At 65.2% G+C, this 21,973-nt stretch carries 19 protein-coding genes; 8 read left to right on the top strand and 11 right to left on the bottom strand.

Features of this window, described 5'->3' with window-relative positions; genetic code table 11:
- The first annotated feature begins 91 nt into the window (after nucleotides 1–91).
- The 3 genes from F4Y72_06875 to F4Y72_06865 all read left to right on the top strand — a co-directional run bounded on the left by F4Y72_06875 (nucleotide 92) and on the right by F4Y72_06865 (nucleotide 9,925).
- On the top strand, nucleotides 92–5,632 hold the full coding sequence (locus F4Y72_06875) for a S8 family serine peptidase (protein MXZ28014.1): 5,541 nt from the start codon (nucleotides 92–94) through the stop codon (nucleotides 5,630–5,632).
- A gap of 88 nt (nucleotides 5,633–5,720) precedes the next feature.
- Nucleotides 5,721–8,060 (top strand): response regulator, encoded by a 2,340-nt coding sequence (locus F4Y72_06870; protein MXZ28013.1) that lies wholly within the window; start codon nucleotides 5,721–5,723, stop codon nucleotides 8,058–8,060.
- Between the two features lie 14 nt (nucleotides 8,061–8,074).
- Nucleotides 8,075–9,925 (top strand): hypothetical protein, encoded by a 1,851-nt coding sequence (locus F4Y72_06865; protein MXZ28012.1) that lies wholly within the window; start codon nucleotides 8,075–8,077, stop codon nucleotides 9,923–9,925.
- A 69-nt stretch (nucleotides 9,926–9,994) separates the two neighbouring features.
- Here the strand turns inward: F4Y72_06865 and F4Y72_06860 are convergent, their stop codons facing one another.
- The 7 genes from F4Y72_06860 to F4Y72_06830 form a co-directional block, all read right to left on the bottom strand.
- Nucleotides 9,995–10,543: an MOSC domain-containing protein gene (locus tag F4Y72_06860; protein MXZ28011.1), complete on the bottom strand. Its 549-nt coding sequence runs from the start codon at nucleotides 10,541–10,543 to the stop codon at nucleotides 9,995–9,997.
- 42 nt (nucleotides 10,544–10,585) lie between these two features.
- Nucleotides 10,586–11,398, bottom strand: coding sequence for a hypothetical protein (locus F4Y72_06855; protein ID MXZ28010.1), 813 nt, complete (start codon nucleotides 11,396–11,398; stop codon nucleotides 10,586–10,588).
- Entirely contained in the window at nucleotides 11,395–12,483 is a 1,089-nt protein-coding gene (locus F4Y72_06850) for a CoA transferase (protein ID MXZ28009.1), read from the bottom strand. Before F4Y72_06850 ends, F4Y72_06855 begins: the two co-directional genes overlap by 4 nt.
- A 104-nt stretch (nucleotides 12,484–12,587) precedes the next feature.
- Nucleotides 12,588–13,013 (bottom strand): hypothetical protein, encoded by a 426-nt coding sequence (locus tag F4Y72_06845; GenBank protein MXZ28008.1) that lies wholly within the window; start codon nucleotides 13,011–13,013, stop codon nucleotides 12,588–12,590.
- A gap of 141 nt (nucleotides 13,014–13,154) precedes the next feature.
- Nucleotides 13,155–13,724: a 3-isopropylmalate dehydratase small subunit gene (gene leuD, locus F4Y72_06840; protein MXZ28007.1), complete on the bottom strand. Its 570-nt coding sequence runs from the start codon at nucleotides 13,722–13,724 to the stop codon at nucleotides 13,155–13,157.
- Nucleotides 13,725–13,773: 49 nt separating this feature from the next.
- Nucleotides 13,774–15,177: a 3-isopropylmalate dehydratase large subunit gene (locus F4Y72_06835; protein MXZ28006.1), complete on the bottom strand. Its 1,404-nt coding sequence runs from the start codon at nucleotides 15,175–15,177 to the stop codon at nucleotides 13,774–13,776.
- A gap of 11 nt (nucleotides 15,178–15,188) precedes the next feature.
- Entirely contained in the window at nucleotides 15,189–16,055 is an 867-nt protein-coding gene (locus F4Y72_06830; GenBank protein MXZ28005.1) for an acyl-CoA thioesterase II, read from the bottom strand.
- Nucleotides 16,056–16,268: 213 nt separating this feature from the next.
- Here F4Y72_06830 and F4Y72_06825 point away from each other — a divergent pair, with 213 nt between their 5' ends.
- Together F4Y72_06825 and F4Y72_06820 are read left to right on the top strand one after the other, a co-directional pair.
- Nucleotides 16,269–16,898 carry a DUF1499 domain-containing protein gene (locus F4Y72_06825; protein ID MXZ28004.1) on the top strand — a complete coding sequence of 210 codons (630 nt, stop codon included), beginning with the start codon at nucleotides 16,269–16,271 and terminating at the stop codon, nucleotides 16,896–16,898.
- A 38-nt stretch (nucleotides 16,899–16,936) separates the two neighbouring features.
- A complete protein-coding gene (locus tag F4Y72_06820; GenBank protein MXZ28003.1) occupies nucleotides 16,937–17,383 on the top strand; it encodes a nuclear transport factor 2 family protein in 447 nt (148 codons plus the stop codon).
- Nucleotides 17,384–17,386: 3 nt separating this feature from the next.
- Here the strand turns inward: F4Y72_06820 and F4Y72_06815 are convergent, their stop codons facing one another.
- The 4 genes from F4Y72_06815 to moaC are packed head-to-tail and all read right to left on the bottom strand — an operon-like array spanning nucleotide 17,387 to nucleotide 19,525.
- Nucleotides 17,387–17,824, bottom strand: a complete 438-nt coding sequence (locus F4Y72_06815; GenBank protein MXZ28002.1) for a MaoC family dehydratase — start codon at nucleotides 17,822–17,824, stop codon at nucleotides 17,387–17,389.
- Nucleotides 17,825–17,881: 57 nt separating this feature from the next.
- The gene (gene folE / locus F4Y72_06810) at nucleotides 17,882–18,472 is read right to left on the bottom strand and encodes a GTP cyclohydrolase I FolE (GenBank protein MXZ28001.1); all 591 of its coding nucleotides are present in this window, start codon (nucleotides 18,470–18,472) and stop codon (nucleotides 17,882–17,884) included.
- Nucleotides 18,469–19,065 carry a molybdenum cofactor guanylyltransferase gene (locus F4Y72_06805; GenBank protein ID MXZ28000.1) on the bottom strand — a complete coding sequence of 199 codons (597 nt, stop codon included), beginning with the start codon at nucleotides 19,063–19,065 and terminating at the stop codon, nucleotides 18,469–18,471. Before F4Y72_06805 ends, folE begins: the two co-directional genes overlap by 4 nt.
- Complete coding sequence (gene moaC / locus F4Y72_06800; GenBank protein ID MXZ27999.1) at nucleotides 19,049–19,525, bottom strand: cyclic pyranopterin monophosphate synthase MoaC; 477 nt, start codon at nucleotides 19,523–19,525, stop codon at nucleotides 19,049–19,051. The genes F4Y72_06805 and moaC overlap by 17 nt, the downstream gene beginning before the upstream one ends.
- 97 nt (nucleotides 19,526–19,622) lie before the next feature.
- On the opposite strand from moaC, the gene pdhA reads away from it, so the two are divergent.
- From pdhA to F4Y72_06785, 3 genes are all read left to right on the top strand, one after another.
- On the top strand, nucleotides 19,623–20,702 hold the full coding sequence (pdhA, locus tag F4Y72_06795; protein ID MXZ27998.1) for a pyruvate dehydrogenase (acetyl-transferring) E1 component subunit alpha: 1,080 nt from the start codon (nucleotides 19,623–19,625) through the stop codon (nucleotides 20,700–20,702).
- Nucleotides 20,702–21,679, top strand: coding sequence for an alpha-ketoacid dehydrogenase subunit beta (locus tag F4Y72_06790; GenBank protein MXZ27997.1), 978 nt, complete (start codon nucleotides 20,702–20,704; stop codon nucleotides 21,677–21,679). Before pdhA ends, F4Y72_06790 begins: the two co-directional genes overlap by 1 nt.
- Nucleotides 21,680–21,705: 26 nt before the next feature.
- A partial coding sequence (locus tag F4Y72_06785) for a 2-oxo acid dehydrogenase subunit E2 (protein ID MXZ27996.1) occupies nucleotides 21,706–21,973 on the top strand: 268 nt, incomplete at its 3' end.

The following is a 21,973-nucleotide window of genomic DNA, read 5'->3' as shown; positions in this document are numbered from 1 at the left end:
CGGAATACGCTGCCAAGGCTGCCTGATATAGTGTTTTTCCCTCAGTTCAGATGAACCGGTTCTGGGGGGAGATCACCATGGGCCGGCAATTATGAAAGTTCACGCAATGAACAAGCCCATGGCGCTGTTGCTCACTGCGTTGGCAGCCCTTGCAGGTCTCGCGTGGTGGTTCGCCGACACGAACCGCGAACCTGGCGACCGAACCGCGGTAGTTGACACCAGTCAGGCAACCGTGGACCGAGTATTACGGCGGACCGCGAGGGAGAGTCAAGCCGGCGTGGAGGCGACTGCCGTCACGTCCCCGGGTACATTTGTCGCTACGCGTACGAACGATGCGCAATCCTCCGAGGCTTCGCCAAGTTCCGAGCTCAACGATCTGCCTGACGGTTATTCGCTCGGCACCTACCATGGCCTCATGCGGCGCGCCCCGCTCAGTGGCAGTGTCGAACCAGAGCTCCCCCAAATTCCACTGTGGCTGAATTCCGCGTTTGCCCCGGGCGCGATCCTTGCTCAGGCCGCGGCGTCCGGGCGCGAGTTCACATTCGCGATACTGCGGCCTGCGCCGCGTACACGTCCACAGGACCTGCATCAGTCTCTCGCTGCGCTGGGCGCGCGGATTGAAGGCATGTCGGGCGAATACGCGCGCGTTCGCGTTCCGGCCGAGCGCAGTCGGCTGGAATCGATAGCCCGGCTTCCGGAAGTGCTGGGGCTGGGCGTATTGCCACCGGAATACAAGATCGAGGAGGCGTTCGCGCAGGAGCTGGAGTCCAGTTCCACGGGAGATTCCATACCGGTCTTTATTACGCTCATGGGCGCTGACTCTACGGGTGAATGGCGGCAGGCGCTTGCCGGACTCGGAGTTATCGTTGGCGCCTACGACGCCGATCTTCGCAGTTACACGGCGAACCTCCCGGCGGCGGCATTGATGTCCGTCTTGGCCGCCGACTTCGTTATGACGGTTGAACCCGTTCCGGTAGTAAGAGCGAATCACGGTTCGGCGGTGCCGGTAATGGGTGCCGACGAGTTGCGTCAATTTGAACCGGCCATGGAGCGCTTCACCGGCGTCACGGGAGCGGGCATTGCCGTGGGAGTGCTGGATACGGGGCTCAACGCCCAGCACATGGATATTTCGTACGGGCGTACGAGCATTTGCGGCGCCAGTTTTGTCATGGATGAAGGCTGGGACCTGTGGATTGATCTGCATGGACATGGCACGCACGTCTTCGGCACCATCGCCGGCGCGGGGCGTGCGGACTCGTTGCTCGCAGGCATGGCCCCGTCGGTAAGCCACCTGCGGTTCGGGAAGGTGCTTTCCAGTTACGGTTCCGGAAGCACTGACGATATTCGCCGGGGCATGGACTACCTCGCGCGTCCGTCGGGTTGCGTCTGGCAAGGCGAATCTGGCGACGCCGTCAAGCCGCTGATCGTCAATATGAGTCTTTCCGCGACCAACCTTGCATTTTCGGGTCGGGGCGTCGGAGAGCGTAAGCTCGATGCGGTCGTATACGCTCATTCGCAGCTTTATGTAGTGGCTCAGTCGAATGCCGGACAACACGGCTTCTCCAACTATGGCACGGCCAAGAATTCGCTTTCGGTGGGCGCCGCGGAAGACTCCGGCATCATCGCCTGGTTCAGCAGTCACGGGCCGACGGCAGACGGCAGGCTCGCGCCGGGGATCGTGGGAACGGGCGTAGGCCTGACATCCGCGCGCGGCGCTGCGTCGCGAGCGGGCTACAACACGTTGAGCGGCACGAGTATGGCGGCGCCGGCGGTGGCAGGCGTGGCGGCACTGCTCATGGAGGCGCGGCCCGAATTTCAGGATCAGCCGGCGCTGACCCGCGCGCGGCTCATGGCGAGCGCCATACGTCCGCACGCTTATCTGGAAACCCGCGGTCAGCTTCCGGTGGATAATACGGATGGTCCGGGGGATTTCAACAACCTGTACGGGTTGGGATTGGTTTCAGCACGCACCAGCCTGTATTCGAAGGATGAGGCCGAGGGATGGCTCATCGGTAGCGCCAGCGCGCAACCCGAAAGTGACACCTACGAATATATCGACATCGAGGTCCCGGAGAATGCCGGCCGGCTGGACATCGTGCTGACCTGGGACGAGTCTCCGGCCGACACACTGACCCGCTCGGTGCTAAGCAACCTGGATATGTGGGCCGACCAGGGCGCCGATTGCGGCGACGGCGCGTGCGGAGAACACGCATCGCGCTCAGAGATCGACAACGTGGAGTGGTTGTTGATCGAGGATCCGGAGCCCGGCGTTTACAGGATCAAGGTGGTGCCCGTGAAAACCTACGGCGAGCCTCCGTCCGCCGCCGTAGCCTGGAAAATCGCGCGCGGCGAAGCCCGCCCACAGCTCGATCTGGATGTCGCTCTCGCGTCGTCTTCGGATGACGACAGCGCGTATCTCACTGTGGACGTGACCACCGAATCCAGCGGATACGTGGCTTCCGGGACGACAATTCACCTCGGTTGCCGTGCGCCAGAGCCGCGGGACTGCAGTAGTCTTGATCGAGCCTACCTGCCGCACCGCAGCCGGGTGTTTCGGCGAGACGGGCTTGATCGCCCGGTGCCGAGTTCCTGGAGCGCCGAATCCAGGGCGATATCGGTTGGCGAAGTCGCGGTGGGAGCGCCAAGACGGGTGCAACTGAAATTTCTTCGTGAGGACATTCCCGCCGGCGGTGTTCTCCACGTCACGGCAAGTTCATGGAATGCTGCGGCGGCGAGCCGGAGCATTCAGCTGACTGAGGACGAGAGCACGCCGGGCGCTGATGCCACTGCGCCGGCCAATGACAGTTTTGCGGCTGCCGAGCGTCTGTCGGGAACATCGGAACAGACGAGCCTGGATCTTGCTCTCGCGTCGCGCGAGCCGGCGGAACCGCTGGTTTCCGCCAACAGCCGGACGGCCTGGTACGTCTGGGAGGCGCCGGAAGAGGGTTTATTCAGGATCAGGGTCCAGGAGGCGGACTCCGGCAGTCCCGCAAGTGTCGACATGAACCTGTTTACCGGCGACGCCTTGACAGCGCTTGAACAGGTTACCGAAAAGCATGGCAGCGAAATCACTTTCGTTGCGAAGACCGGGACCTCCTACAAATTGCGTGTCGCATCCGACGCGTGGGATCTCGTGCCGTTGGTCCTTGGCTGGGAGTCGGCTGACTCACGGCCGGCCCATGACGATTTTGCTTTTGCCCACCAGATCGAGGGAGAGAGCGGCTCTCATTCTTCGACCAATGAAGGCGCGACGCTGGAGCGGCAGGAGTTCCTTGGCGGATATGCCGCAACCGTTTGGTACAAGTGGACCGCGCCGGTGGATGGGTTTGTCAACTTCACCATGGACGCCGAAGCACTGGAAATCCTGGCATTTGCGGGTTCGGGATTGGGTGGGCTGCGCCTCGTATCCGATACCGGTTCCGTGTGGAATAGTTCCCTGCAAAGAAGCGTGAAGTCCGTAACATTTGCGATCCAGGAGGGAGCAACCTATCACGTTGTCGTAGCATCGGCTGACGCCGATGCCAGCGGAGCTCCCTTCACACTGGAGTGGGAAACCAGTGACGACGATCCCCGGTCCGATAGCCGATGCAATGACCGTTTTGAGGACGCGATTCCGCTAGATGGCCTTGAAGGCATCGCTCTTGATCCTGAACGTTGCGGCCGCGGATATTTCACGGTGGAACCTCAGGAACCGCCTGAGACCGGCATCGCCACAGCCTGGTGGCACTGGACCGCCCCCCGGGACGGACGTTTCACATGGCGCATGGACGGATTATCGGACGCATTCCAACTCAGCATATTCACGGGAGACGCTCTGGACAATCTGGAGTTCGTCGGGTCCTTGCGCGGCGGGTCGGCACTGGTGCTGGAAGCAGCCGGCAATACGCAATACTGGATTGCCTTTGGCCGAGCTTCGGACGCGCTGGTGAACAGATCCTTCCAGCAATCAAGCGCAATTGCGTGGGGCACGACGCCCGCCAACGATGACCGGGCCGACGCCATTCGCATATCGGGCGGCAGCGGATCGGTCGACGGTTCGCTGGGCTATGCAACGGCGGAAGCAGACGAGCCACGCAAGACGGTCGGACTGGAATCCGTCTGGTGGGACTGGGTTGCACCCACGTCCGGGTGGCACAGGTTCTGGGTGGAGGGACATCCTCTCCACGCCATCGTTGAAATCCATCCCGCCAGCGGCACAAGCGCAGAGCCAACGTGGACGATCGCCACTAGCGAGCGATCCTTCCTCGCCAACGGGCGGGTCGAGACGCATCTGCTTGCGCGCGCAGGCACGCGCTACGACATTCGATTGTCAAGAAGGCCAGATATCGACCAGGAGCCCTCGGCAACCTTGCGGTGGGCCGAGTCGGCTGCGCCTGTGCAGTTGGCATACAAGGGCGCCGTCACCGAGGCGTCTCTTCTTGCCGACCCTGTGTTCGACCGGACCTTTTCGCCAGAAAACCTCGCCATGACCGGCGACGGCGAGCACTTGTTCAGCACTTCGGCGCATCATGTCTACTCGTTCTCTCGAGACACCGAAACCGGAGACATCGCCCTTTTGCACCGGACGGACAACGAATCGGATTTGGACAGAGGATACCGTCTGTGGTGGAGCCCGCTCCACGAACGGTTGTTCGCAACGGCTCCTTGTTTTCGAGGCCACAGCATCGAGTTGCCGGAATCCGGTCTGTTGCTGAGCCACCAGGAGCTTGACGACTTCGCCGATCGCTTCCGCACGAACAACCGTCTGACCTGCGACTTCTCGCCGATCTTAGGCGATCCGGACGGACGCTACCTCTACGCACTGCGTAGTAATTACTCACGCAGCAACGAAAGCTTGTTGGTGATGCGTGCGGATTCGCCCACCGAGCTCACTCTCGTACAAACCGTTTCGGCGAGCAATGCCTCGGGTGAAGACTTCACCATGGTTGAGAATCTGACTGGTCTCAACGATATGACGCTTTCTCCCGATGGCTCTTACCTCTACCTCGCGGTTGAGAACGGACTGTTCGTGTTTTCCAGGGATGCTTCCTCCGGCAAACTTGAGTCCGTGCGGGAAATGCTGCGCAGCGACGCCGACCACGAACGGGCCTTCCGCCAGATGGGCAGCCTGAGGAATGTAGCTCTGGATGCAAACGGTACGGTACTCTTCTTAAGCGGTCCCAATTCGACGAGTGCATGGCCACCACCCGTCTCCGATACGGTATTCACAGCATTCGATATCTCAACGGATCCGTCAAATCCAAAGCACCTGGGCACGCTGACTGAATTCTCCTTCGAGAGCAAGTTGGACACGTCTGACGCGCGGAGCCATCTGCGACCCCGACCACGCGCATTGCAGAATTGCGAACGGTTGATGGCGCATTCCGATCTGCCGGCTGTGGACGTATTCTGCGGTGAAGGATATTACGTGGTTCGCTGGAATGTGGAGGCCGGCGCACTCGAGGTCAGCGATTTCGCCATCTCAGGAAGCGATGACCGGTTCGGCAACACGGTGCCGCAACTGCGCGCTAACGGACAGGCGGCGCAGAGTTCCGACGGAGCGCATGTCTATCGGGCGACGAACTACACGAACAACAGCGGATCCGACGCGATCCACGTCTTCGAACGTGCCAGCGCCATGAAACCGGAGTAATCCGACTTTCGGTGTGTATTTCGGTGATCGACGGGGCTAGTCGTGAGGAGCTCGGCCGGACACGGCGCCGCTGGCGGGTCGTCGCGTCATGACGGCAGAACTCACGCAGCAGATCGAAGCGCTCCGCGAACGGATCTCGCAATTGAGCGCGGCGATTCTGCGCATCAGCGCAAGCCTGGATCTCGCCACCGTGCTGCAGGAGGTCGTGGACAGCGCGCGCGCTCTCACCGGGGCGAGCTACGGGGTGATCGTCACGATCGACGAGTCCGGCGAGCCGCGCGACTTCGTTACCTCCGGGTTCACGCCCGAGGAAAAGCGCCGGTTCGCCGAGTGGTCCGACGGGCCGAGGTTGTATGCGCATCTGCGCGACCTGCCGGGACCCAAGCGGCTGGAGGACCTGCCGAATTACGTGCACGAGCGCGGCTTCTCTCCCGACCTGATGCGTTCGGAAACGATTCAGTCGATCCCGATGCGCCACGGCGGCGAGCAGGTGGGCAACTTCTTCGTCGCTGAGAAGGCGGACGCGACGGACTTCACCGACGAAGACGAGGAATTGCTGATGCTGTTCGCCTCCCAGGCGGCGACGGCAATCGCCAATGCCCGCACCTATCGCGACGAGCAAAGAGCGCGGGCCGATCTTGAAGCGTTGGTGGAGACCTCGCCCGTGGGCGTTGTCGTGCTCGACGCGAAGACCGGCCAGCCGGTGTCGTTCAACCAGGAGGCGCGGCGCCTGGTCGAGCAACTGCTTCCCCCGGGCGTCGCTCCGGAGGAGGCGATGAAAGCGTTGACCTGCCGCTTCCCTAACGGCACCGAACTCGCAATGAATGAACTTCCGCTGCTTCGCGAGCTCGGCGGGGCGCGGGCCATGCGCGCCGAGGAGGTTGTGCTGTCGGTGCCGGACGGCCGCAGCGTGGCCGTGCTCGTGAACGTGACGCTGAATCAGTCCGCGCAGGGCGATCTCGAATCGGTCGTGGTCACGATGCAGGACCTGGGTCCGTTGGAGGAGTTGGACCGGCAGCGTTCGGAGTTTCTGAGCATGGTGAGCCACGAACTGCGCACGCCGCTGGCCGCCATCAAGGGGTCAAGCACGATCTGGCTCGACGCGTCGCCGTCGCCGGACCCGGCCGAGACGGACCAGTTCTTTCGGGTGATCGACGAGCAGGCGGACCACATGCACAAGCTGATCAGCGACCTGCTCGACGTGGGCCGCATCGAGGCGGGAATGCTGTCCGTATCGCCGGTGCCGACCGAGCTCACGACGATGGTGGAGCAAGCGCGCAACGCGTTCTCGAGCGGCGGCGGCACGCACGCGATCCTGATCGATATTCCACGCGACCTTGCGCGCGTGCTGGCGGACGGGCGGCGCATGGCGCAGGTGCTGGGTAACCTTTTCTCCAACGCAGCGAGGCATTCGCCCGGGTTCACGCCCATCCGCGTCGCCGCGTGGCGGGACGGCATGCAGGTGACGGTTTCGGTGTCCGACGAAGGCCGCGGCGTGTCGCCGGAGAAACTGCCGCAACTGTTTCGCAAGTACGCACGCGGAAACGATCAGGACGCACCGCGCGGCCAACGGGGTGCCGGCCTGGGACTGGTGATCTGCAAGGGCCTGATCGAGGCGCACGGCGGGCGAATCTGGGCCGAGAGCGGCGGAACGGACCAGGGCGCGCGATTCAGTTTTACGCTGCCGGTGGCCGAGGAAGAGACGATTGCGGCCGGCGACGGCCGGAGTGCGCCGGGCGCCTCCGGCGGGGCCGGCAGGCGGGTGCCCATTCTGGTGGTGGACGACGACGTAAGGGCGCTTCGCTTCGCGCGCGAGGCGCTCACGCGCGCGGGCTATTACCCCGTGGTTACCGGCGAGCACCGCGAAATTCCCCGCATTGTCCGCACGGAAAAGCCCCGGCTGGTCCTGCTGGACCTGATGCTGCCGGACACCGACGGCATCGAACTCATGAGGACCGTCCCCGAACTGGCAGATCTGCCGGTCATCTTCATTTCCGCCTACGGCAGGGACGAAACCATCGCCAAGGCCCTGGAGCGAGGCGCGGTCGATTACCTCGTCAAGCCGTTTTCGGCAACCGAGCTCACGGCGCGGATTCGGGCGGCCCTGCGTACGCATACCGAACCGGAAACGTTTACGCTCGGGGACCTCACGGTGCGCTATGCGCAGCGGCGTGTGACCCTGGCGGGAGAGGAACTGCGCCTGACCGCCGGCGAGTACGAGCTGCTGCGCATTCTTTCCGCAAATGCGGGCCGCTGCGTCAACTATGATGCGCTGATCCGCCAGATGTGGCAGGAGCCGGGCGCCGGCGACCCCGACCGCGTCCGCACCTTCGTCAAGCAATTGCGCCGCAAGCTCGGCGACGATCCGGCGCGCCCGCGCTATATCCTCAACGAGCGCGGCGTGGGCTACCGCATGGCCGCACCGTAGCGGATTGTTCCACGATGTCAGGGCGCGTCTCATCGACTCTTGCTGTCGTGGCCGCGCTGGCCTTCCTCCGCATTGCGTCAGCGGCGGATTCCGTTCAAACAGTCCCGTTCTTTCCGTCGGCGTCGGAAGCCTGGGACCGGCAGGGTGTCGCACAGATCATCAACCGATCCGGCAAAGCAGGCAAGGTGACGATCGAAGCGATCGACGATGAGGGCGCAACCTATGAACCACTTTCGCTCTCCATCAACCCTGGCGAGACCGTGCATTTCAACTCATTCGACCTGGAGGTCGGCAACCCCGGCAAGGGGTTGTCCGGGAGCACGGGTCCCGGCCGCGGGGACTGGCGGCTCCGGCTTGCAAGCGAGCTCGATATCAAGGTTGTTTCCTTCATCCGCACGAGCGATGGCGTCCTCGCGCCGATGCAGGACACGGCGCCCTGGCGGGATGGCGGCTACCGCCTCGCTTTCTTCAATCCGGGAAGTAACCGCCACCAAGAGAGCCTGCTTCGGTTAATCAACTTGGGTAAAACGAATGAAACGGTCGAAATCGGCGGTGTGGATGATGCGGGTGCATCCAGTCCCGGCAGGGTAACCGCGGAGATTCCCGCAGGAGCAGCAAGAACGTACTCGGCCGCGGAACTGGAATCGGGGCGAGCGGCGGGCCTTGACGGATCTCTGGGCGACGGTGCAGGCAAATGGCGGCTGAGCGTCCGGTCGGATCAGCCGGTGACCGTGATGGGTCTGTTATCGAGCCCAACGGGCCGCCTCACGAATCTGTCGGCTCTCCCCGACAGTCCGGCCGACGGAATCCACCGCGTGCCGTTGTTCCCCCCGGTATCCGATCCCCTCGGCCGCCAGGGATTGGTGCGGATCATCAATCACTCGGACTCCGACGGAGAGGTATCGATCAGGCCATACGACGACACGGGTCGGCAGTACGAGGAACTTACGCTGTCGTTGGGAGCAAACGAGGCGAGGCACTTCAACTCGTATGACCTCGAAATCGGCAATGCGCGCAAGGGCCTGACGGGAAGCACGGGGGCCGGGGCCGGCGACTGGCGGCTGGAGCTGGCAAGCGGCCTCGCGATCAGCGTGCTGTCGTACATCAGTTCGCCTGACGGCGTCGTGGCGCCTGTCCAGGGTACGGTGCAGGCGAATGAGGTAACGCGGACATTCGACTTTAGTGAAGGGGAACAAGGGTTCGTTGGCGACTTTGCAGACTACCCGCCGGACAATGAGGATATCTACGAGCTCACGTCAGAATACCGTCCTCTGCCGTCGCCGCTGGATTCCGGGTCGGCGCTGTACCTCTCCGGCGTTAATCGCAGTGACGATCTTGTGATGTTCTACAAGGGACAGGTCGGCGGGCTCGTCCCGGGCGCGATCTACAACGTCGCGGTCAGCGCCGAGATCGCTACCGACACGCCGGCCGGGTGTGTGGGTGTCGGTGGAGCGCCGGGCGAGAGCGTCTGGATCAAGGCCGGCGCGAGCGACGTCGAACCGCTACCGGTCCTGCGGGACAACTACCTGCGCATGAACATCGACATCGGCAACCAGTCAAACGGGGGCGAGAATGCCGTCGTGCTCGGGAATATGGCCAACTCCCGGGATTGCGAGCAGCCGCGCCAATGGGAACGCAAGTCGTTCGAGGCTCGATCGATACCGCAATCGGTTTCGGCATCCGATACTGGCCAAGTCTGGCTGTTCTTCGGCACCGACTCGGGATTCGAGGCACGCACGGAAGTTTATTTCACCCAGGTAACGGTCACTTTCACGCCGCTGGGACCGGACACGCCAGGGCATTTGTCCGACCCAATTCCATTGCATTGGCTGCCACCGCGGAAGGACAGGCCTGATGTCCTTTAATCGCCTGGGAAGCCATCGGCTTTCGCCTGGGTATCGCGCGGGCTGGAGTGGCGGCCGCGGAGGATTTCGCTAGAGCCTTCGGATCGGGTCCCCGGCGCTCACTCGGCCCGACTGCACGACCTTCGCATTGATGCCCCGAAAGCAGTGCGCCTTCCCGCGCCGCGAGTTCACGAACTTCATCGCTTCCAGCCCGAACCTGGCCGTGAACTTCTTGCAGCCGAGGTGAGGAATCGAAGTGACCTCGATGACGGCCGAACCCATGGCAAGCCGCGTGCCGGCGGGAAGGTTCTCCTTGCCGAGGTCGAGATCGACGAAGAACTGATCGCCAGCGAGCGCCCAACGCTCCCTGGACCGTGCCACGAGCGAGATGACCCGCGAGTTCATGATATTGAGTTGCATGTCCGGATGGGCCGATCCGTCGGCCGTCATCCGGCTCCCGCGCGAGCGCCAGTTGTCTCCGACGAGTCCCTCGGCGACGTCCAGTTCGCCCGAATCCAGCACCTCCCGCTGGTCGGTGTCCGGTCGGCGAACGATCATCGAGACGACCCCGTCGTCCCTGGGTGACGAAAGGATGTCCGGCAGCCCCGCTTCGAGTTCGTCCGCGTTCAGAAAAAGCATGATCCCGCTCCTGGCTCTCCGCGGCTCCGGGCCGCCCTCAAGCTACTCGTAAGTCTCCAGCAACTCCGCCGTGTGCGCCGTCGTCCAGCAGGGGTTGTACGAATACCCCCGGATCACTTCCACCGGCGCGAGCGGCAGCAGCTCCTCGTTGTCCGAATAGCCGAACTCGACGCTGCCTTCTCCGGAAAACACGTTGATCGCGCGCGTGTTGCTGATCCGGTTGCGGATCAACTGCTTCGTGGCCGGCACGCTGGGACTCATGGCCGGGTAGTAGCGCACCGAGTAGAGCCAGCCGAACTTCGGCGCGGCATTGTCGTCCTCGCGCTTCTCCAGGCGCACCGACAGGTCCACGATGCGGTAGCCCTCGCGGTCCACCACGCCCCGCAGGTTCGAGCCCACGCCCAGCGGCTTGATCACGGGATGATTGGGCGGGATATGCGTCAGGTGAATGCGGGCGATCTTCTTCGGCCAGCCCATGAAGTTGCCGAAGGTCATCGACCAGTCCTTCGACACCCACATGGCGTTCATGAAGGTGCCGGGTTCGCCCTTGTAGGAGCAGCGCAGACCCACGACGCCCTCGGTGTAGCGGGTGCGCTCGGGGTTGTCGTACAAGAGCTCCGGGTTGTCGCCCGGCACGCACACCAGTTCATCGACGATCGCGAACGCGCGGCCGGTGGGGTCCGGTTCCAGCGGCGCCGGCAGGTAGCGCGCCACCTGTTCGACGTCGGCGCGGTAGTCCACGAACAGGAAATGCCCGCCGTAGTGGTGCGGCGTGGGCGTGACCAGCGCGGCCTTGCCCTCAGGCGAGAGGGGGTTGCTGTAGCCCTTGAGGTTCAGTTTCCGCTTTTCGCTCACAGCTCGGCGAGGATTTCCTCGGTGTGCTGGCCGGCCGTGGGCACGTCGCGGAACAGCGTCGGGCGGCTGCCGCCCACCGACACCGGCAGCGCCGGCAGGGACGCCTTTTCGCCGGCGTTTTCGCCGTCCGGCACGGTGACTTCGAGCAGCCCGCCGGAAGCGGTCAGGTGGGCGTCGTCGAACAGGTCCTCGGGGCGGGCGATGGGTGCGAACGGCAGGCCCGCCTGCGCGCAGCGCTCCATCAGTTCGGCCGGCGTCATGGCCGCGAAGGTCTCCTTGATCTTCGGGATGAACTGGTCGCGGCGCGCCACCCGTCCGGAATTGGTCTTCAGGCTTTCGTCGCCGCCCAGCTCATGCAGTTCGAAGGCCTCGCAGAACCGCACCCATTGCACGTCGCTCACCACGCCCACGAATATCTGCTCGCCCGTCTTCGTGGCGAACACCTCGTAGATGGCCCAGGCCGACACGCGCGCCGGCATCGGCGTGGCCGCGGCGCCGGTAACGGCCTTCTGCGCCATGTGCTGGCCCACCAGGAACACCGCGCTCTCGTACAGCGTGGCCACGACTTCGCAGCCGCGTCCGGTGCGCTCGCGCTCGTTAAGCGCCGCCAGCACGCCCAGCGCGCCGAACATGCCGCCCTGCACGTCGATCACCGAGGCCCCTGCGCGCAGCGGCTTGCCCGGAGGCCCGGTCATGTAGGCCAGCCCGCCCATCATCTGCGCCACTTCGTCCAGCGCCGCGCGGTTCTCGTACGGGCCGGCCTGAAAGCCCTTCTCGGTGCAGTAGATCAGGCGCGGATTGCGCTTCGACAGCGTCTCGTAATCCAGCCCCAGGCGCTGCATCGCGCCGGGCCGGAAGTTCTGGATCAGCACGTCGGAGCGGTCGGCGAGCTTGAGCGCCGTGTCCATGCCCTCCGGCGACTTGAGGTTGAGGCAGATGCTCCGCTTGTTGCGGTTGTACATCGGAAAATAGCCCGCGCCCGACCCCGGCAGCCTTCGCGTCGGATCGCCGCCCGGCGGCTCCACCTTGATCACGTCCGCCCCCAGGTCCGCCAGCACCAGCCCACACGCCGGCCCCATCACCATGTGCGTCAGCTCCAGGACCTTAAGCCCCGCCAGCGGCCTGCATTCACCCGTATTCACAGCACCTCAGCGTACCGTTTTTGCGGCCACGCCCGCAACAATACCCCTCATCCCCAAATGCGCATCGCGGCCACGATTGCAGCAAACCCGCCGTAGGTACCAGCCATGACCCAGATGACGGTGCGGTAAACGCCGGCAATGGAGTCCTTCAATTCAGCCCGCAATGCTCCAAAGCCTTCCACCATCTCAGTACGGAAGTCGGCCAGGTCCTCCTTGGTCACGAAGTTCTTCACATCGTCCTTCGTCGCGAAGTTCTTGAGGTCCGCTTTCGTCGCGAAGTTCTCCAGGTCGCTCCTGGTGACCAATTCATTGTCGATGCGGGCCTTGATCGCGCCCAGATCGCGGGCGATCCGCTCGCTGATCTCCATTGAGCGGCTTACCGTTCCCACAATCGCGTGCGCCTGACTGCCGCTGAATCCGGCTGCTTCAAGTTCCTTTGCCTCCGACAGTGTGTCGTATGCCAGTTCCTCCATTTTCGCACTCCTTGCGAAATCCATTGAACAAGCCGCGCAAGGGCCGATCCGGCCCCCGCGATGGAACCTCTTTATAGCTATGCGTACCGCTCATTGTCAAGCCGGAATTGCAGACGATCAAGCAGCTATCGCGGCGAGGGGTCAGGCCCAGGGGCGGGCGGTGCGGTCGGATTTTTCGAAGGCTTCGATGGCGGCGGCGTGTTCGCTGAGCGTGAGGGCGATGGGGTCCAGGCCCTTGAGGATCATCTCGCGATCGCGGAGCTTCATCGAGAAGGGCAGGGCCCGGTCGCCGACACGCTGGACTTCGCAGGCGCCGAGGTCCACGGTCAGGCGCAGTTCCCGGCGTTCGGCCTCGGCGCCGAGCGCATCCACCTGGGGTTCCGGCAGGACCACGGCCACGATGCCGTTCTGCGCGCAGTTGGCCTGGAAGATTTCGCCGAAACTGGGTGCGATGACCGCGCCTATGCCCCAGTCGGCCAGCGCCCAGACTGCGTGCTCGCGCGACGAGCCGCACCCGAAGTTCTCGCCGGAAATCAGTATCTTCGCCTCCCGGTAGCGGGCCCGGTTCAGCACGAAATCCGGCGCCTCCTCGCGCGTCGCCAGGTCGGCGTAGCGCCAGTTGGCGAACAGGCCTTCTCCCAGGCCCTCGCGCGACACCCGCTTCATCTCGCGGCTCGGAATGATCGCGTCCGTATCGACGTTGCGCCGCATCAGCGGCGCCGCCACGCCGGAAACCACGCCTCTCACGGTACCGCCTCCATCAGCCCAGTTTGCGCGGGTCCGTCAGGCGGCCCGCGACGGCGGAGGCGGCTACGGTGGCGGGGCTGGCCAGGTGGGTGCGGGCGCCGGGGCCCTGGCGGTTCTCGAAGTTGCGGTTGGTGCTGGACACGGCGCGCATTCCGCCGAATCCGTCGCCGCCGGCGTAGAAGCACATGGAGCAGCCGGACTCGTGCCACTCGAAGCCGGCATTCTCGAACACGCGGTGAAGGCCTTCGGCTTCGGCCGCGGCGCGCACTGCCATGGAACCGGGAACGCAGATCGCCTTGACGCCTTCGGCCACCCGCCGGCCGTCGAGGAGCTTCGCCGCCGCGCGGAGATCGGACAGGCGCGCGTTGGTGCATGAGCCGATGAAGGCCGCGCCGATTTCCAGCTCGTCCATCTTCTGGCCCGGCGCCAGGTCCATGTAATCGAGCGCCCGGCGCATGGCATCGCGCCGCCCGGCCTCACCGGAAGGCTCCGGCACCTGAGCGTCAATGCCGGTCGAGTGCTCGGGGCTGGTGCCCCAGCTCACCTGCGGCGCCATGCCTTCGCAGTCCAGTTCCAGTTCGCGGTCGAACTCGGCGCCTTCGTCCGTCTTCAGCTCGCGCCAGGCCGCCAGCGCCTGGTCCCGCAACGCGCCTCGCGGGGAAAACTCGCGCTCGCTCACGTATTCGAACACGTCCTCGTTGGGCGCCACCATGCCGGTCCAGGCGCCGAACTCGATGGCCATGTTGCAAAGCGTCATGCGGCCTTCCACTCCCAGCGCGTCGATCGCATCGCCCGCGAACTCCACCGCGCAGCCCAGGCCGCCGGTCGCGGAGTGCTTCGCGATCACCGCCAGGATCAGGTCCTTGGCCGTGACCGCCGGGTCCGGCCGGCCGACAAAGTTAACGCGCATCGCCAAGGGCTTCTCCACCCGGAGCGTGCCCGTGGCCAGCGCGTGCTCGGCCTGCGTGGTGCCGATGCCCCAGGCCAGCGCGCCCAGGCCGCCCACCGTGCAGGTGTGGCTGTCGGGACAGACCAGGGTCAGGCCGGGCAGGGCGATGCCGAGCTCCGGCGAGATGACGTGCACGATGCCCTGGCTGGGATCGTCGATGTCGAACAGCCGGATGCCGGCCTCGCGCGCCGCCTCGCGCGTGGCGGTGATGAACTCGGCGCCGCCGGGCATGCGCGTCAGCCCGGGTCGTCCGGGTTTCGTATCGACGATGTGGTCCATGACGCAGAAGGCGCGTTCCGGATGGCGTATCGTCCGCCCGGCCTTCTCCAGCGCCTGCAGGGCCAGCGTTCCGGTGCGCTCGTGCAGGAATATCCGGTCGATGGCGATCAGCGACTGCCCGTCGTCGGTGCGCGCCACCTCGTGGGCGGCCCAGAGCTTCTCGAACAGCGTGCGCGGCGTCGCGCTCAAGCCGGGCGTCCTCACGGACGCCCCCTCCTGCGGATCCGGAACAGGCCTTCCTGGGCCATGGTCGCGACCCGCGTGCCGTTGCGCGCATAGACCGACGCCCTGGCGAAGCCCCGCGCGCCACCGGCCCGCGGGCTGTGCAGGTCGAACAGCATCCACTCGTCCACCCGCACCGGGCAGTGGAACCACATCGCATGATCGAGGCTGGCGAGCTGAAAGCCGGTGGGCGGGAGAACGTGCGGGAAGGTCACCATGCCGATCAGTCCCATGTCGGAGGCAAAGGCCAGGAACGCCTGGTGGGCCTCGACGTCGTCCGGCAGGCGCGCCGAGGTGCGCATCCACACCAGCTGGCGTGGCTCGCGGGCGCCCGTGCCCAGCGAGTGCACCGGGTCCACGGGCCGGAAGTCGAGCGCCTGCGTAAGCCTGAGCAGTTTGAAATAACGGGCCGGCATCCAGTCCGCTTCACCGGAAGTCAGCTCGCGCAGGTCCTTGCATTCCGCGGGCGGCGGCGCGTCGGGAATCGGGTCCTGGTGCTCGGGGCCTTCCTGCACGGCCTGGAACGAAGCGGTCATGTTGAAAATCTGCCGGCCGTGCTGAACGGCCACCACGCGGCGGTTGGAGAAACTGCCGCCGTCGCGGGCGCGGTCCACCTCATAGACGATCGGTGCGCTGGTGTCGCCCTCGCGCAGGAAATAGGCGTGAAGCGAATGCGCGACGCGGCCTTCCACCGTGTGCAGGGCGGCGTACAGGGCCTGCCCCAGCACCTGTCCACCGAATACCCGGCCGGTGCCGAAATCGCGGCTCTGCCCCCGGAACAGGTTCTGCTCCAGCGACTCCAGCTCCAGCTGATCGATCAGTCCCTTCAGGGCGTCCACGCTCATCGCATCGGATCGCGTATCCATGCGGTACAGCGTACAGCATCGGCGAAAAAGAATGCCGTAAGATAGGTCGCTCGCGTTGGGAGAGGCTCGGGTATGGCCAGACACGGCAGGATGTCCGTTACGCTCGCCAGGATCGGCGCATGGATCTGGGGGGTGGGCGCCGTTGTCGTGGCGGCCAGCATCGGCGGATACCGGCTGGAGACGCTTCCCCTGATGCCGGCCTTCATCGGCTACGTCGCCAGCGTTGCGATCATGGCCCTGGCGACGCTGTTCCTGCTGGTGGGGATGATCGGCGGCCGCGGCCGGATGGGGAGCTGGGCATTCAACGGCGTGTGCTGGATCGCACTGGTCCTGAGCGTGGGAATGACCCTCAACAACCTGCTTTGGCTGCGCCAGGGGCAGGTGTCGCCGCCGATCCACGACATCAGCACCGACACGGTCAACCCTCCTGAGTTCGTGGACATACTGCCGCTTCGCGCCGGGGCGCCCAATCCCCCGGAATACGCGGGCAGCGAGGCCGCCGAACAGCAGCTCAAGGCGTACCCGGAGATCGTGCCGCTGGAGCTTGACGTGAGCCCGGCCGAGGCGATGGCGCTTGCGGAGAGCGCCGCGCGGGCCATGGAATGGGAACTGATTACGGTGGCGTCCGGCGAGGGACGCCTGGAAGCCGTCGCCACGACCGCCTGGTTCGGTTTCAAGGACGATGTCGTGGTGCGCATCGTCGAGTCCGGCGACGGTTCGCTGGTGGACGTGCGTTCCAAGTCGCGACTGGGCCTTTCCGACGTCGGGACCAACGCCCGCCGCATCCGCCGTTTCATGGCGCAAATGCAGCCGAGCGGCTAGCTCGCATGGTGCGCTCTTCTATAGCGCACCGGGCTGAAATGAAAGACCGGTCGGCGTATATCGATTTTATTGAGCGCCGCTATTTTGGGGGCGTTTCGGCGGGCGACCTGGAAGGGGTGCTGGATTGTTTCGCCGACGATGCGGAGGTGCTGATACGCCACGGCGACAACCCCGAACGGCGCTATTCGCCGTCGCCGGGTCCCGGGCAGGAGCCGCTGCCGGGCTTCTTCGAGCACCTTTGCGGGAACTACGACTGCTGGTTCGGCGAGTTCCGCCACACGATCGACGTGGAGGGGCAGCGCGCGGCCAGCCGCTTTGTCGTGCGCCTGACGCCGAAGCCCGGCGGGCTCTATGCGGACCATCCGGTGCAGCAGTTGCTGAACTCGAACTTCTTCGAGTTCACCGGCGGGCGGATCACGTTCATGATGATCAACTACTCGAACGCCGCTGGACCGGACACGCCCACCGGCTATCCGCGCGACTGAGGGTCAGATCATGTAGAGGGCGAGGGTCTCGGCGGTGCAGGCGGGCTTTTTCTGGCCCTCGATCTCGACCCTGTGCCGGCAGGTCATCTGAATGCCGCCGAGGCGGACCCGGGCCTTGAGCACCGTGGTGCGTACCCGCACCCGGCTCGGGCACACGACCATGTTGGAAAAGCGCACCTTGTTCAGTCCCCAGTTGATCGCCCGCTTGAGCGTGGGCATCCGGACGAACTCCTCGGTTGCGCCGGGGATCAGCGACAGCGTCAGGTAGCCGTGGGCGATGGTGGCGCCGGTATCGAGCTCCTGCGCCGCCCGGTCGGGATCGACGTGGATCCACTGGTAGTCCTCGGTGGCTTTCGCAAAGCGGTCGATCCGCTCCTGATCCACGACGATCCAGTCGGACACGCCCACCTCGACGCCTTCCAGCGCCCTTGCGTCTTCGATCGATCGGACCTCGTGAGCCAAGTGATATTCGCCGGCACCCCGTCGTGCCGCGTATTATCACCGCCCGCGGTCGATCATTGCCAGGAATTCGGCCCTTGCGCGGGCGTCGTCGCGGAAAATGCCCAGCATCTGGCTGGTCACCATGTTCACGTTGCGCTTTTGGATGCCGCGCGTGGTCATGCACTCGTGCGCGCCCTCGACCACCACCGCCACGCCGCGCGGCTCGAGAACGTTGGAAATGCACTCGGCGATCTGCGCCGTGAGTTTCTCCTGCACCTGCAGGCGGCGCGCGTAGGCGTCCACCACCCGCGCCAGTTTGCTGATGCCCACCACCTTGTCGCGCGGCAGGTAAGCCACGTGGGCCTTGCCGATGATCGGGGCGATGTGATGCTCGCAGTGCGAGTTGAAGTCGATGTGGGTGAGCGCAACGATTTCGTCGTAGCCGTTCACTTCCTTGAACGTTCGCGCCAGGAAATCGTACGGGTCCACGGCGTAACCGCTGAACCATTCCTCGAAGGCGCGCACGACACGCTTGGGCGTGTCCACCAGGCCCTCGCGCTCGACGTCGTCGCCGGTCCAGCCCAGCAGAACGCGCACCGCCCGCTCCGCCTCGCTGCGCGTCGGCTTGTTGCTGTCGTTCTCGCTCATGAGGTCGTGGCTCCGCTGCGCATGTGTTTGCGCAGATCGTCGGGACTATTGATGTTCGTAATGTGCATCGGAATCAGTTTCAGCGGCCGGCTTTCCAGGTAAGCGCGCGGCGAGGGGCCGGTTCCGCCGGCCGTTTCCTTCGCCAAGCCCGCAAGGGTAGCGGGTTCGTAGATCGCGCACAATGGCTGCACGACCCCGGTGGCCGGGTCGCAGCAGGCGGTGGCGGCGGCGTTCGGGTCGCGTTCGGCCACCAGGCGCTCGAGGTCTGCGCCGCTCAGGGAGGGCTGATCGCAGGCCAGCGCCAACCAGGCCCGCCCGGGCGCCGCGGCGTGCGCCGCCTCCAGCCCGGACGCCGGTCCCTGGCCGGGATGGCGGTCGAAAAGGCAGCGGTAGCGCGAGCGCAGCGCGTCGGACGCCTGGTCGGGGCGCACCGACACCCGGACGTCGTCAAGGACCGACTCCAGCAGCCGGACCGCACGTTCCAGCAGGCTCACTCCGCCGATCTCGGCGGCGGCCTTGTCGCTTCCGAAGCGCGTGCTCAGGCCCCCCGCCAGCACCACGCCGGAAATCGGCGCGTCAGCCGGCGCCGTCATCGCGGTAGTCGCTCTTGCCGCCGGTCTTCCGGACCAGCCGCGCCGCCCGGATCTCGATGCCGTGGGATACCGACTTCAGCATGTCGTAGACGGTCAGCGCGGCAACCGTCGCGCCGGTCAGCGCCTCCATTTCCGCGCCGGTCTTGCCGGTTACCTTGACGGCGCACTCGATCTCGATCTCGTTGCCCTTGAGCTCCAGTACGATCCGGCAGCCCTCGAGCTTGAGCGGATGACAGAAGGGGATCAGCTCGTGGGTGCGCTTGGCCGCCTGGGTCCCTGCGATGATGGCGGTCTGGAACACCGGCCCCTTGTGGGTGTTGATTTCGCCGTTTTCGGCCTGCGCGGCTGCCTCGGCGGGCAGCACGACGAGCGCGCGGGCCGTAGCCGTGCGCTCGGTCACGGCCTTGTCGGCCACATCCACCATGCCCGGGCGGCGCTTCGAATCGATATGCGTAAGCATCGATTGAGAATTATAGATTCCGCCGGGGCGCGGGCCTTCGTTTCGGCCGAACTTGGGCCATCCGCGATATACTTTGCGCCCCAGATCGAGTAGTCCCATGCCGGTAGTAGCGAAGTTTGAAATTACGTATACGCAGTTCTTAAACGAGCACGGTAAAGCGCAGCAAGAATTGCCCGAATTTGCCGCCGACGCGGGCGAAATGGCGCGCATGTATCGCTTCATGCACCTGACCCGGGTGTTCGATCAGCGCTGCATAAACCTGCAGCGCACCGGGCAGGTCAACACCATCGCCTCCAGCCACGGCCACGAGGCTTCCCAGATCGGCATGGCCGCCGCCATGCGGCCGGAAGACGTGCTGGCCCCTTCGTATCGCGAGCACGGCGCGGTGCTTTGGCGGGGCGTTCGCATGAGCCAGTTGCTGGCCGTTTGGGGCGGTGACGAGCGCGGCCACGACTGGGATGGCGCCAGGCACGATTTTCCGTACTGCGTGCCGATCGCCACGCAATGCCTGCATGCGGCGGGCGCGGCGCTGGCCCTGAAAATGCGCGGCGAGGAGGCCTGCGCGGTGGCGCTGTGCGGCGACGGCGCCACGTCCGAAGGCGCGTTCTACGAGGCCCTGAACGCCGCCGGCGCCATGAAACTGCCGGTGGTCTTCTGGATCACCAACAATCGGTACGCTATTTCCATGCCCGTGGAAGGCCAGACCGGCGCCGAGACGCTGGCGCAGAAGGCGATCGCCGTCGGCATTCACGGCGAACAGGTGGACGGCAACGACCTGATCGCGGTGCGCAACGCCGCCGAAATCGCCACGCAACGGGCCCGTTCCGGCGGCGGCGCGTCGCTGGTCGAGGCTCTGAGCTACCGGCTGGGGGACCACACCACGGCCGACGACGCCACCCGTTACCGCCCCGACGAGGAGGTCGAGCAAGCCGCGAGGCGGGCTCCGCTTCACCGGATGAAGCGCTTCATGCAGGAGCGCTTCGATTGGACCGACGAGCAGGAAGAAACGCTGATCGCGGAGCTGGAAGCCGAAGTGGAGAAGGAGGTCGAAGCCTACCTGGCGACGCCCCGGCCGACGATCGAGGACATTTTCGAGCACCAGTTCGCCAACATGCCGGCCGCGCTCGAGGCCCAGCGGGAAATCGCCCGCAAGTACCCGGTTCCGGACCACGGCTGATGGCCAATCTGACGCTGGTCGAAGCGGTCAACCAGGCGCTGGCCTGGGAGATGGCCCACGACGACAGCGTGGTCGTTTTCGGCGAGGACGTGGGCGTGAACGGCGGCGTGTTCCGCGCCACCGTGGGCCTGCAGGAGAAATTCGGCGCCGAGCGGGTTTTCGATACGCCGCTGGCGGAAGCGATGATCGCCGGCCTGTCCGTGGGCATGGCCACGCAGGGGTTCAAGCCGGTCCCGGAAATCCAGTTCATGGGCTTCATCTACCCGGCGCTCGACCAGATCATCAGCCACGCCAGCCGGATGCGCAACCGCACCCGCGGGCGGCTGACCTGCCCGATGGTGCTGCGCGCGCCGTTCGGCACCGGCATCCGCGCTCCCGAGCACCATTCCGAGAGCACCGAGGCGCTGTTTGCGCACATGCCCGGCGTGCGGGTCGTGATCCCGTCGTCGCCGGTGCGCGCCTACGGCCTGCTGCTTTCGGCCATCCGCGATCCGGACCCGGTGGTTTTCCTGGAGCCCAAGCGGGTTTACCGCGCCTTCCGCCAGGAGGTGCCGGACAACGGCGAGGGACTGCCGCTGGACAAGGCCTTCGTGACCCGTCCGGGGACCGACGTGACACTGATCAGCTGGGGCGCGTCGGCGCTGGAGACCTGGAACGCGGCCGGCGAACTGGCCGACGAGGGCATCGACTGCGAGGTGGTGGATCTGGCCACGGTAAGTCCCATGGACAAGGACACCATCCTGGAGTCGGTGTCGCGCACCGGACGCGCGGTCATCGTTCACGAGGCCGCGGTGAGCGGCGGCCTGGGCGGGGAAGTGGCCGCGATCCTGGCTTCGGAAGGCCTCTACAGCCTGGAAGCGCCGGTGATCCGGGTGGGCGGCTACGATGCCGTGCCGCCGCTGGCGCGGATGGAATACGGCTATATCCCCAGCGTTCAGCGGATCAAGGACGCTGTGCATGAGTGCATCGAGAGTTGATCGGGCAGTTAAACCGGAAGATTGGAATGAGAGAGTTCAAATTACCTGATCTTGGCGAGGGTCTGACCGAAGCCGAGATCGTGGAATGGCATGTCGCCGCCAATGACGAGATCAAGCTGAATCAGCCGCTGGTCTCGGTGGAGACCGACAAGGCCGTGGTGGAGGTGCCGTCGCCGGTGACGGGCCGCGTGATCTCGGTGCACGGCGAGGCCGGCGACGTGATCCCCGTGGGCGACGTGCTGGCCCGCTTCGATGTCCCTGGGGGGGAGGACGCCCCCGCCCCCGCGAAAGAGG

It is taken from the genome of Gammaproteobacteria bacterium, assembly GCA_009838035.1.
Lineage (GTDB): Bacteria > Pseudomonadota > Gammaproteobacteria > Steroidobacterales > Foliamicaceae > Foliamicus.
The sequence above is the reverse complement of the archived record's forward strand: the minus strand, read 5'-3'. Positions and strand labels throughout refer to the sequence as shown.